The 10,830-nt window shown below is 73.7% G+C and carries 7 protein-coding genes, 1 pseudogene and 1 riboswitch; of the genes and pseudogenes, 1 reads left to right on the forward strand and 7 read right to left on the reverse strand.

Annotation, left to right across the window (positions count from 1 at the left end):
- Positions 1 to 316 precede the first annotated feature (316 nt).
- From ACSNOG_RS19235 to cobN, 7 genes are all read right to left on the reverse strand, one after another.
- Positions 317 to 1,003, reverse strand: coding sequence for a restriction endonuclease (locus tag ACSNOG_RS19235; protein ID WP_436753892.1), 687 nt, complete (start codon positions 1,001 to 1,003; stop codon positions 317 to 319).
- Positions 1,000 to 1,200, reverse strand: coding sequence for a hypothetical protein (locus tag ACSNOG_RS19240; protein WP_436753893.1), 201 nt, complete (start codon positions 1,198 to 1,200; stop codon positions 1,000 to 1,002). The genes ACSNOG_RS19235 and ACSNOG_RS19240 overlap by 4 nt, the downstream gene beginning before the upstream one ends.
- The gene (locus tag ACSNOG_RS19245; protein ID WP_436753894.1) at positions 1,200 to 2,060 is read right to left on the reverse strand and encodes a hypothetical protein; all 861 of its coding nucleotides are present in this window, start codon (positions 2,058 to 2,060) and stop codon (positions 1,200 to 1,202) included. The genes ACSNOG_RS19240 and ACSNOG_RS19245 overlap by 1 nt, the downstream gene beginning before the upstream one ends.
- On the reverse strand, positions 2,057 to 4,156 hold the full coding sequence (locus ACSNOG_RS19250) for a hypothetical protein (protein WP_436753895.1): 2,100 nt from the start codon (positions 4,154 to 4,156) through the stop codon (positions 2,057 to 2,059). The genes ACSNOG_RS19245 and ACSNOG_RS19250 overlap by 4 nt, the downstream gene beginning before the upstream one ends.
- Positions 4,156 to 5,025 (reverse strand): hypothetical protein, encoded by an 870-nt coding sequence (locus ACSNOG_RS19255; protein WP_436753896.1) that lies wholly within the window; start codon positions 5,023 to 5,025, stop codon positions 4,156 to 4,158. The genes ACSNOG_RS19250 and ACSNOG_RS19255 overlap by 1 nt, the downstream gene beginning before the upstream one ends.
- A gap of 134 nt (positions 5,026 to 5,159) precedes the next feature.
- A complete protein-coding gene (locus ACSNOG_RS19260; RefSeq protein ID WP_436753897.1) occupies positions 5,160 to 5,864 on the reverse strand; it encodes a Crp/Fnr family transcriptional regulator in 705 nt (234 codons plus the stop codon).
- A gap of 57 nt (positions 5,865 to 5,921) precedes the next feature.
- A complete protein-coding gene (gene cobN / locus ACSNOG_RS19265; RefSeq protein WP_436753898.1) occupies positions 5,922 to 9,557 on the reverse strand; it encodes a cobaltochelatase subunit CobN in 3,636 nt (1,211 codons plus the stop codon).
- 112 nt (positions 9,558 to 9,669) lie between these two features.
- A riboswitch (cobalamin riboswitch) is annotated at positions 9,670 to 9,743 on the reverse strand.
- A 186-nt stretch (positions 9,744 to 9,929) separates the two neighbouring features.
- Between cobN and ACSNOG_RS19270 the strand changes: the two are divergent.
- Positions 9,930 to 10,830: pseudogene (locus tag ACSNOG_RS19270) on the forward strand (hypothetical protein); the annotation flags it as partial.

Below are 10,830 nucleotides of genomic sequence, written 5' to 3' on the forward strand. Positions count from 1 at the left end.
GGAAATCGAAGTGGAAGTGACCTTGGCACCGGGCACCACCGCGCCCCGGGCCCCCCTGACCCTCCACGTGACCGTGGAGGACACGAGCCGGGCCGACGCCCCGTCCCGCACAGTGGCCCACGCCCACCTCACCCGCATCCGCCTGGACCACCCCCCGTACCCCCGCGTACGCCTGACCTACCCCCAGCCGCCCCCGGGCTCCCACTACACGATCCGCGCCCACGCGGACCACGACGCCTCCGGAATAATCACCCCGGGCGACTGGCTCACCACCAAGAGCCACCCCGCGACACCCCCCACCGTGACGGTGGAACTCTCACCGGTGCCCTGACGGCCCCTCACGCACCCCCAGCAGCGCCACCAGACTGCGGCGTCCCTCGGCCCATTCGCGCAACCGGTCCCGGTCCACGCAGTGGATGCCGTGGCGCTCGCCCCAGGCCCGCGCGTCACGGGTGAAGCCGCCGTTCGTCACGACCACGGCCACGTCGGCACCGTGCACGGGCCCGGCCGTCCCCTTCACCTCGTACATCACACGGGAACCCACCCGCCCGCCGGTCGCGGTGTGCTTGCACTGGGCCACGAACACCCGGCCGCTCCGGTCCCTGCCGATGACGTCGGCCGCCTGGTCGCCCCGGCTGCCGATGTGCCGTGCGGCGATGCCGTCCCGCGCCATCAGGTCCCGGACCGCCAGCTCGAACTCTCCCGGGGACAGGGCGTCCACGTGCTGCAGGGACAGCCGGAGCGGCCCCGGACTCCTGCCGCCCCGGTACCGGGCCCGGCTGCCCCCGGCGGCGAGGAGCCACCAGTAGGCAGCTCCCGCCAGGATGACCACGGCAAGGACGGCGAGAAGGAGCCACGCGTACGCGTCGAGCCCGGCGAGGAGCCCGAGCAGACGGTGCACGATCAGCACGAGGAAGAGGAGCGCGACGATCGCGGCCGCCGTCTCGGCCCGGGTACGGGGCAGCCGCAACCGCCGCCCGGCCGGGGCCCGCCGCGGTATCACCGGGACTCCGGCGAGCCCGCCGAGGGTAAGGGCCGCGGCCCGTGGGGCGCGTCCGCCTCCTCCGCCGTGCATCCGTTCAGCAGGCCCCAGCCGAGGAACGCCGCGAGCGCGAGGCCGAACCACGCACTGCTCGTACGGCGCCGCGGAGCGGGCACCCGCACCCAGTGCCCGCGCCGGTAGTACTTATCGCCGGGCATCAGACTTCTCCTTCCGCTCGTGCCGGTTCTTCCGGTGCCGTCATGGCGTGGATGCGCTCGACGACGACCTTGGCCAATTGCTCCCGCTCCTCCGCCGAGAGCCCGTCGAGGGCGCGGCACACGATGTCGTCCTCACGGGGCGCCGGTTCACCGGCCCGCGGGTGGTCGCTGACCCATTCCAGGACCTTCTGCACCTCGTCCGGATGGCGCAGCAACCACAGGGCGGCGAGCGCGTCGGGGCCGGTACGGACCGCCTGGAGGTAGAACTCGTACTCCTCGCGCCGCTGCGGCGACCACAGCTGCGGAGGTGCACCGGTGCCGACGGTGGGACCGGGCTGGTCGAACACCGGCACCGTGGTCTCCACGCAGCAGACCAGGCCCGTGCCCTCCAGCGGCTGCGGCCTCGACAAGTACTGGGCGACGTGCTGCGGAGTCAGCTCCTGGCCCACGGACCGGGTCCGGGCCGCCATCGCGTGGAGCAAACGGTCCAAGTGACCGCTGACGGTGGCCCAGGGGTCGGCGGGGCCGGGACCGGACAGCACGGCCTGTGCCGGGTCGGCCACCCACCAGGTGACCTCCAGAACGGCCGGTTCGGCGCCGACGGGCAGCTGCCACATCCCGGTACGGGGGCCGGTGTCGACGACATAGGCCTCCTCGTATCCGCCCGTCACGGCCTTCAGCAGCGACAACCGGCCCGAGGGCTCGGCCCCGGCGCGGCCGTCGGGCTCGACCAGCACCAGGGCGGCGTGGTCCGGGTGCGACAGCCTGAAGCGGATCAGCTCCCGGAGAGGGCTGCGCCGGCTCCGGGTCCACAGCGGGGCGGCCGGAACGGCGACGGGGTGGTACGTGGTCGTGGTCATGCGTGGCCTCTCTGTGGTGTGGCGCCTGTCCCGCGCCACTGCGCGAGGGCCAGGCCGGCGCGTTCGGCGCCGGGGGCCGGCGCGGCCCGTTCCAGGTCGGTGAACAGCCGGAAGACCCCGCCGCGCAGGTGCCGGGCCAGCCCGTCGACCAGCCGTTCCACGGCCGGTGCGCGGCGGGGGTCGGTGGTTGCGCGGCGCTGCCATTCCAGGAGGGCGGCGCGGGCCGTGTCGAAGCTCGTCGGTTCCATGAGCGCGGAGCGGATGAGTTCCGCCCCCGCGGGTGCGTCCCCGGAGAGCAGGTGAGCACTCCACCACTCCCCCGGCTCCCGCGTGGTGGCCGCCGTCTTCAGCAACTGGGCGACGGCCGCGCATGCCGCACTCCTGGATGCCCCTGCGGAGCGCGACCACTGGAGGAGGACGTCGACCAACCGTGGCCGGAGGGCAGGTTCGGCGAACAGGGACAGCAACGCCCGCCGGACGGCGGAGTCGACGGCGGCGGAGCCGTCGTCGCGCGCCGTCACCGCGGTGTGCAGCAGGTTCAGCGCCAGCTCCGGGCGCGCCAGCCCGAATTCCGTGGCGCAGGTCAGTGCCGCCGTGCAGCGCAGCGACTCGGAGGCCGCCCGGGACCAGCCGCGCAGACGGTTCTTGACAGCGGTGGCGAGTACGGGGTCGGCCGATGCGGCACCGAATGCGCGGGCGGCCATCCGCCAGTGGCCGGGCCGTTCGGAGGCGGCCAGCTGCTCGATGGGAGCGAGCGCCCGGTGACCGGAGCTCCACTGCGCGAGCTGACCGAGGACGAACCCGGCCCGGTCGGCCCGGTGATGGCCCTCCGGAGTCTGCCGCAGCCATTCCACGAGCAGTTCACCGGCTTCGCGGTGCTCGTGCCAGACGTGGTCGAGCACAGCCCGGCCCTGCAGGTGGCGGGTGAAGGCCACAGGTACGGTCACGTAGCTGTAGGCGGAGGTGTTGTGGACCTCCCGGGGCGCGCGCTGCGCCCCGATGGCGGCGAGTCGCTCGTTGCGGGACCGGTGGAAGACGAAGCCGGGGTTGAACGGCCGGGCGCTGCCGTCCCCGGGCTCCGGCACGGTCACGTCGAGACGTCCGTCCGCGACCGTCAGAAGTCGCTCGGCTTCCTCCTCCACCACGGTGTGGTCGAAGTGCTCGAAGACGCAGGTGGCGAGGAGGAGGGCGAGATCCTGGGCGTTGCCCCGCACCAAGTTGAGCAGGCCGGGCGCCCGGTCGACGGCGTTCAGGCTCAGGTGCTCGCCAATATCTTCCGGTCTCACCTCGCCTTCGGCGACGCGGACGATCTCGGTGGCGATCTCCACGACCTGGGCCGGTTTCAGTGACGGCTGCATGGTGTCGTCGAGGAAGCCCGCCGGGAGCGCCGCAAGGACGGACCGCCGCCGCTCCACGTCGGGGAAGACGGTGGCGAGCTTGGCGTCCAGGACCGCGCGCGGGGGCGGCGCCGAAGCCCGCACGGGGTCGGTGTGGAGAACGTCGCCGAGGTGGGCCAGCACCTGCGGCGTGCGGTCGATGACGATGACCATGCAGGCGTCCGCCCTGTCGAGTTGCCTCCTCAGGTTCTCGAATCCGATGCTGCCCAGGGCAAGGGTCCTCGCCTCCAGCAGGCCGTCGATCAGGTAGCCGCGGGCGCCGGCGCCGCCCGCGCTCCAGGCGGCCAGGTCCGCGTCGGAGTCGACGGCGCGCAGCGCAAAGCTCCGCGTGTGCCGCTGCAGCAGGTTCAGCGCCGCCGTCCGGCGGCCGCTGCCCGGCTCGCCGACGAGGAAGACGATACGGGTGCCGAGCTTCCGAAGGGCCTCGGGAAACCAAGCCGGTTCGGCGAAGCCGCTCATGGCCGCCGTGGTCCGCTCGGTGGAGATGTCACCCTCGCGCCGCTCCACGGTGTCGGCGGGGGGTGCGTCGCCGGGGCCGCCGTCCGGGCCGGAGCGCAGGTGCTGGCCGCCGCGGACCATGCCCGCCAGGCTCACGAAGCCCTGGTTGCCCCAGATGTTGATGTTGTGGAAGTGCTGGGTGAACGCCGCGCTCGCCTCGTCCGGCACGGGAGGCGGCCCGGCTGGTTCCGGGGGGTTCATCACGCCGTCCCGTCACCGTAGTTGTTGGTCTGGTGCTGGCCTCCGTGCACGTCCCCGTGCGAGACAAAGCCCCGGTTGTGGTGATACGTGATGGTGCTGCCGGTACCGGGTTGCGCGGCCGGGGGCCGGGGGGCTTCAGCCGGTGCAGCACCGTCGTCGGAGGCCGACGGCGCGCCCGAGACCGGTTGTTCGCCCAGAAGTCCCCGGTCGTAGAGACTCCCCGAGGGAGCAGGAACGTGCAGCCAGGCGCGCTGCTGGAAGTTCTTGTCCTGGACCGTGGCCGCCACCTCGATGAAGCGGTCGGGGTGCAGCCGCGTGTAGCCGGAGAGGACGGCGTCCTCGAAGACGCGCTGGGAGACGATCGCGGCGACGTGGGTGGTGTGCTCGCTGGATCCCGCCAGCATCAGTTTGACCGGCTGCGAGTCGAGGAGCCGGTGGGTGTCGTTGCGGGGTGTGCCGTTGCCGTCGCCCGGCGCCCCGGCGTCGGGCAGCGGCCCGACGTGGAGGCTGACGCGCAGGCGGAGGCGGCCGGTGGCCGTGGCGTGGATGTTGTAGTCGGTGAGCAGTTCCTGGAGTTCGGCCAAGAAAGGGTGGATCACTCGCGGGAGTGCCGTGGGGTCGAAGCCGAAGACGAATCCGTCGCCGGTGTTGTTGGCGAACCTCTGGTCCTGCCACAGCTGCCCCAGACCGGCGCGCTCGAGGGCCTGTCGGAGGAGTTGCGGAATGAGGGTCGTGATGGTGACGTGTTCGACCGCGGGCCTGCCGGTGAAGTCCTTGGCGTCCACGGCCAGGATCCCGCGGTAGGGCGGCAGGTCACGGCTGATGCTCCACGGGGCCGGGCCGCCGGGGGGAAGTCCGGTGCTGGGCATGGGCGACTCCTGTGTCCGAGGCGGGGCCCGGCGCGCCGGAAGGGCGCCGGGCGGGTGCCTCAGATGCTCGTGGAGCCGCCGCCGGCGTTGTGCACCGCGAGTGCACAACGCTTGTGGCCTGTGTCACTCACTCGCTACTCACCCGCATCGGCTGCCACCGCGCGCAGGCCGTCGATGTCGTGGATGACGATGCTCTTGCGCCCTCCGGCGACGATGTTCTCGCCGATCTCGGCCAGCCTGCTGCTGACGGTGTTGCGGGAGACGCCGAGGTAATGGGCGAGCTCGGACCGGGTGACGGCCAGTTCCAGGCCGGTGGGAGAGGGCCTCTCGCCGACGGCGGCGACGAGCGCGAGCAGCGCCCCGGCCAGGCGCCGGCAGGAGCCGCCGTAGCCGGACCGGGCGCTGTCGGACTCCGCCAGCCGGATCTGGGCGTGCTCGTGCAGGGCGGGCCACAGTCCGTACGCGTCGACGAACTTCGTGAACCTGTCCTTCTCCACGACGGCGACCGTGCACGCGGAGACCGACTCGACCGTGGCCAGGCGAGCCACCCCGCTGTGGGCGGCCGCCGCCTCGCCCACCACGTCGCCCGTGCCGCGGAAGGCCAGCACGCGCACCCGGCCGTCCCGCTCCACGCGGGTCACCTTGACGGCGCCGCGGACCAGCGCGAGAGCGTGCGTGCCGGGGTCGCCCTGCCGTAACAGCACTTCCCCGGCACGGTGTGAGCGCAGGTGTCCTTCGTCGAGCAGCGCGGCCCAGGGAGAGGGCCCGATCAGCTCGGCGAAGGTCACTCCCAAGGCGCGTGCCGGCCGCTTCCTGTCCTCATGCGGTTGCCCACCCATGGGGCAGCACAGTAAGTGAAGCGACCGGCATGCGCCGTGGGATCGCCGGACTCTTCGCTACTCGCCGTCCGCCCCGCCCTCCAGGTTGCCCTCCGTCTCCAGGAAGGCCTCGCGGAGGGATGCCAGGGTGGCGGCGTCCGGGTCGGCCCACATGCCGCGGCTCTCCGCTTCCAGGAGGCGCTCGGCGATGCCGTGCAGGGCCCAGGGGTTGACCTCCTGGAGGAAGGCGCGGTTCTCCGGGTCCAGGACGTAGGTCTGGGCGAGCTTGTCGTACATCCAGTCGGGGACGACGCCGGTGGTGGCGTCGTAGCCGAACAGGTAGTCCACGGTCGCCGCGAGTTCGAAGGCGCCCTTGTAGCCGTGGCGGCGCATGGCCTCGATCCAGCGGGGGTTGACCACGCGGGCGCGGAAGACTCGCGAGGTCTCTTCGACGAGGGTGCGGGTGCGGATCGTCTCGGGGCGGGTGGAGTCGCCGATGTAGGCCTCGGGGGCCTTGCCGCGCAGGGCCTTGACCGTGGCGACCATGCCTCCGTGGTACTGGAAGTAGTCGTCGGAGTCGGCGATGTCGTGCTCGCGGGTGTCCGTGTTCTTGGCCGCGACCGCGATGCGCTTGTAGGCGGTCTCCATCTCGTCGCGGGCGGGGCGGCCGTCGAGGCCGCGGCCGTACGCGTAGCCGCCCCAGACGGTGTAGACCTCGGCGAGGTCGGCGTCGGTGCGCCAGTCGCGGCTGTCGATGAGCTGGAGGAGGCCCGCGCCGTAGGTGCCCGGGCGGGAGCCGAAGATGCGGGTGGTGGCGCGGCGTTCGTCGCCGTGGGCGGCCAGGTCGGCCTGGGCGTGGGCGCGGACGTGGTTCTGCTCGGCCGGCTCGTCCAGGGATGCGACCAGGCGCACCGCGTCGTCCAGGAGGCCGATGACGTGCGGGAACGCGTCGCGGAAGAAGCCGCTGATGCGGAGGGTGACGTCGATGCGGGGGCGGCCGAGCTCTTCGAGGGCGACGGGCTCCAGTCCCGTCACGCGCCGCGACGCCTCGTCCCACACCGGGCGCACGCCCAGCAGGGCCAGGGCCTCGGCGACGTCGTCGCCCGCCGTGCGCATCGCGCTGGTGCCCCACAGGGACAGGCCCACCGACTGCGGCCAGTCGCCGTTGTCGGTGCGGTAGCGCTCCAGGAGGGAGTCGGCCAGGGCCTGGCCGGTCTCCCACGCGAGGCGGCTGGGGACGGCCTTGGGGTCGACGGAGTAGAAGTTGCGGCCGGTCGGCAGGACGTTGACCAGGCCGCGCAGCGGCGAGCCGGACGGGCCCGCGGGGACGAAGCCGCCCGCCAGGGCGTGGACGGCGTGGTCGAGTTCGGCGGTGGTGCCCGCCAGGCGGGGGACGACCTCGCGCGCGGCGAAGTCGAGGATCGCGGTGACGGCGTCGGCGTCCGATCCCGCGGGACCGCTGCCCACAACGGTGGCGACCGCCGCCGGGTCCCACTTCGCCGCTTCCATGGCTTCGACCAGGGCCCGCGCCGCGGCCTCCGCCTCGTCCGCCGTCGTGCGCGTCGCCGCCGACTCGTCCAGGCCCAGCGCCTCGCGCAGGCCCGGCAGGGCCGCCGTGCCGCCCCAGATCTGGCGGGCGCGCAGGATGGACAGGACGAGGTTGACCCGTGCCTCGCCGGTGGGCGCGTCGCCCAGGACGTGCAGGCCGTCGCGGATCTGGGCGTCCTTGACCTCGCACAGCCAGCCGTCGACGTGCAGCAGGAAGTCGTCGAAGCCGTCGTCGTCCGGGCGCTCCTCCAGGCCCAGGTCGTGGTCGAGCTTCGCGGCCTGGATGAGGGTCCAGATCTGGGCGCGGATCGCGGGGAGCTTGGAGGGGTCCATCGCGGAGATCTGGGCGTACTCGTCGAGGTGCTGCTCCAGGCGCGTGATGTCGCCGTAGGACTCGGCGCGGGCCATGGGCGGCACGAGGTGGTCGACGAGCGTGGCGTGGGCGCGGCGCTTGGCCTGGGTGCCCTCGCCGGGGTCGTTGACGAGGAAGGGGTAGACCAGCGGCAGGTCGCCGAGGGCGGCGTCGGGGCCGCAGGCGGCGGACAGGCCGGCGTTCTTGCCGGGCAGCCACTCCAGGTTGCCGTGCTTGCCGAGGTGGACCATCGCGTCGGCGCCGAAGCCGCCGTCCTCGCGCGCGGCCGCGATCCAGCGGTAGGCGGCGAGGTAGTGGTGCGAGGGCGGCAGGTCGGGGTCGTGGTAGATGGCGATGGGGTTCTCGCCGAAGCCGCGCGGCGGCTGGATGAGGATCAGCAGGTTCCCGCGGCGCAGGGCGGCGAGCACGATGTCGCCCTCGGGGTTGCGGCTGCGGTCGAGGAACATCTCGCCGGGCGGCGGGCCCCAGTGCTGCTCGACGGACTCGCGCAGCTCCTGCGGCAGCTTGCCGTACCAGCGCTTGTAGTCGGCGGCGGGGATGCGGACGGGGTTGCGGGCGAGTTGTTCCTCGGTGAGCCAGTCCTGGTCGTGGCCGCCGGCCTCGATGAGGGCGTAGATGAGCTCGTCGCCGTCGCCGGACTCGAGGCCGGGCACGGCCTCGTCGCCGAAGTCGTAGCCCTCCTCGCGCAGGCGGCGCAGCAGGGCGACGGCGCTGGCGGGGGTGTCGAGGCCGACGGCGTTGCCGATGCGGGAGTGCTTGGTGGGGTACGCGGAGAGGACGAGCGCGATGCGCTTCTCGGCGGCGGGGATGTGGCGCAGCCGGGCGTGGCGCACGGCGATGCCGGCGACGCGGGCGGCGCGCTCGGGGTCGGCGACGTACGCCGGGAGGCCGTCCTCGTCGACCTCCTTGAAGGAGAACGGGACGGTGATGATGCGGCCGTCGAACTCGGGCACGGCGACCTGGGTCGCGGCGTCGAGCGGCGAGAGGCCCTCGTCGTTCTCCTCCCAGGCGCTGCGCGGCCCGGTCAGGCACAGGGCCTGCAGGATCGGCACGTCGAGGGCGGCGAGGGCGCCGGCGTCCCACGACTCGTCGTCGCCGCCGGCCGAGGCCGTGGCGGGCTTGGTGCCGCCGGCCGCCAGGACGGTGGTGACGACGGCGTCGGCGCCGCTCAGGGCCTCGATCAGCTCGGCCTCGGGGGCGCGCAGCGAGGCCACGTACAGCGGCAGGGCGCGGCCGCCCGCGTCCTCGACGGCGCCGCAGAGGGCGTCGACGAAGGCGGTGTTGCCGCTCATGTGGTGGGCGCGGTAGTAGAGCACGGCGACGAGCGGGCCGCCGGGGTTCTGGGCGCGCGGAGTGCGCTCCAGCTCGCCCCAGGCGGGGGCGACGGCCGGGGGCTCGAAGCCGTGGCCCGTCAGGAGCACGGTGTCGGAGAGGAAGCGGGCGAGCTGTTCGAGGTTGGCCGGGCCGCCGTGCGCGAGGTAGGCGTGGGCCTCCGCGGCGATGCCGATGGGGACGGTGGAGACCTCCATCAGCTGGGCGTCGGGGGCCTGTTCGCCGGTGAGGACGACGACGGGCCGGTCCCCGGCGAGCAGCAGGTCCAGGCCCTCCTGCCAGGCGCGGACGCCGCCCAGGAGGCGGACGACGACGAGGTCGGTGCCCTCCAGGAGGGCCGGGAGGTCGTCGAGGGCGAGCCGGGCGGGGTTGGCGAGCCGGTACGGGACCGGGCCGCCGTGAACAGCAGCCGCGCGGGCGCTGAGCAGGTCGGTGTCGGACGTCGACAGGAGAAGGATCACGCGGCGCTCCCCAGGGCTTCGAGGGTCGCCCGGGGTGCCCGGCACCGGAATGTGCGCATGCGGCGGCAAGCCTTCCTCGGGGTCCGCGCCCCGGGCGGTTGGAGGACGGCGGGAGTTCCTGACTCGCCCGGCGGGAGTGCCGGGCTCACAGTGGCGGGACCGTGCCGGAGTCTCACCGGCTTCCTCCCCTGTCGCCGTCGCTGGCGTTTGGCGGAGCGGCGCCCGCGAAAGCGGGCACTGCTCCACCGCTGAGCATAGTAAAGCCCTGGCAGGAGGCGGTACGGGAGAGTGGAGGGCGTGCGGGTGCGCAAGAGCGTGGGGCGTGCGGTACGGGGCCGTGCGCCGGATACGGGCGTCGGTATGCTCGCCGCCATGTCCACCACCCCCGCACCTCCCCCGGGCCGGGACGGCTCCGGTGCCGGTACAGGCGCCGCGGGGCCCGTCCGCGAGCGCGGCGACGCCTGCCCCGGCACGCTGCGCCTGCACACCGCGGACGACGGTGCGCTGGCCCGTGTCCGCCTGCCCGGAGGTCTTTTGACGGTTCGTCAGGCCGAGGTGCTGGCCGCGGTGGCGGACGAGCTGGGCGACGGGCACCTCGACCTCACCTCGCGCGGCAACGTCCAGCTGCGCGGCCTCCCCGCCGGCTGCGGCGGCTCCGTCGCCGGGCGGCTGCGGCGGCACGGCCTGCTGCCGTCGGACCGGCACGACCGGATCCGCAACGTGGCGGCTTCGCCGCTGTGCGGCCTGGACGGCCGGCGTCCGGATTCCGGTTCCGGTTTCGGCCCTGATTGCGCTTCCGGTTCCGGTTCCGGTCCGGCAGCGGACGCCCCGGACACCGGCGCGGCACCCGTCGACGTCCAGTCATGGGCCCGTGAGCTGGACGGACTCCTCTGCGCCGATGGCTGCGCGGACGATGTGCCCGGAGTCTCCGCCGACCTGACCGGCCTCTCCGGCAGATTCCTCTTCGGACTGGACGACGGGCGGGGCGACATCGTGGCCCTCCGGCCCGATGTGACATTGATCGCAAGCGGTGCCGGGCGCGCCGCCGTGTGCTTCGGCACGGACGGTCCCGGGCTGCTGATCCCCGCCGCGGACGCCCCGCGCGCCGCCGTCCTCGCGGCGGCGGAATTCCTGGCGGCGCGGGAGGCGTACGGCAGTGCCGCCTGGCGCGTACGGGAACTTCCGCCCGGGCAGCGCCCGACGGCCGACGGGCTGGCGGAACGGCTCACCGCGGCGGGCATCGCCTGCACCCCGCTCCCCCACCCCCCGCTCC

It is taken from the genome of Streptomyces sp. URMC 124 (assembly GCF_051386455.1).
GTDB lineage: Bacteria > Actinomycetota > Actinomycetes > Streptomycetales > Streptomycetaceae > Streptomyces.